Raw genomic sequence first — 1,082 nt, 5'->3', positions numbered from 1 at the left:
TTTTGTGTCAAATCATTGAGGCGATAGAGGGCTAAGACTGGGATGGGCAATTCTTCTGCCTCAGCTAGCACTTGTACCGATGTTTTGTCTAAGGGGCCAATCACTAAGTTGGCATCGTTGTTAATAGCTTGTTGGTATTGTTGCCAAACATTGCTCGTGCCAGATTGTGAGTCTGTTTCCACGGCAAAGAAATGTAGGCGGGTGGATGTTTGACTATCAAAATGGGCCGCAATAATACCTTGTTTAATGGCGTCTGCGGCGGTGGCATATGGCCCGGTTTCAGGCAATAAGATAGCAATATCGGTTAATTGTTGTGGTAGTCGAGTCCCTGTTTTTAACTGTTCTTTATAGAGTGAGGCATCAGCAGGGTGATTTGGATAATTACGTTGCCAATCCTCGATAGCGACGATCAATGCATCGGGGTTGGTTTGATAAGCACGTACGGCATAAGCTAAAGCAAACCACCCACTGTCGACTGCAGGCGCAATGCCGGGATTAAATAATTCGAGTGCTTGTGGCGTCAGCGTCAGCAATGTTTGCCATAAGGCTTGTTGATTATCAGCAATGGCTTCGTTATTTGCTAATAAGGTGGCCAGCGCGATATGTGCATTAGCTTTTTCTAACCAGTTTTCGGTTTGTTCATAAGCGTTAATTTTGAGTTTATATGCTGCTAGTTGTTGAGTGGGCGTTGCATATTTCAATTGAAAAGGAGCTAAAGCGGCTAAAGCTTGCTCTGCTTGTGAAAAAGATAATGCGATATCTGCCTCAAGAATGGCAACATCAAGCTGTTGAGCATCACTTAACATGCTTTTATTGATATTAGCTAACGTTGCCGTGACTTGTTCTGGTTGATTGAGCTGAAAATACGCTTGTGCAGCACGCAAATAAAACTGTGCTTGTTGCTTGCCGGAAGCGGTATTGGCTAATTCAGTATATTGTTGAGCTGCGGTCAGATAATCACCGGATTGCTCTGCTGCCATAGCTTGAGTTTCAGCAGTAGTATCAACTTTTGTAACAGTCGGTTGAGGATGTTGGCAGCCATTTAATAATAAAATCAGTGCAGCTAACAGTAATAGATGTAT

General features: G+C 43.4%; 1 protein-coding gene. It reads right to left on the bottom strand.

What is annotated here, in order from left to right; genetic code table 11:
* Nucleotides 1-1,082: penicillin-binding protein activator (locus AC3AYF_RS21615; RefSeq protein ID WP_487780521.1), on the bottom strand; the 1,082-nt coding region annotated here is incomplete at both ends.

The organism is Salinicola sp. (assembly GCF_982684285.1).
Note: the sequence above shows the minus strand (reverse complement) of the source record. Positions and strands in the feature narration are given on the sequence as shown.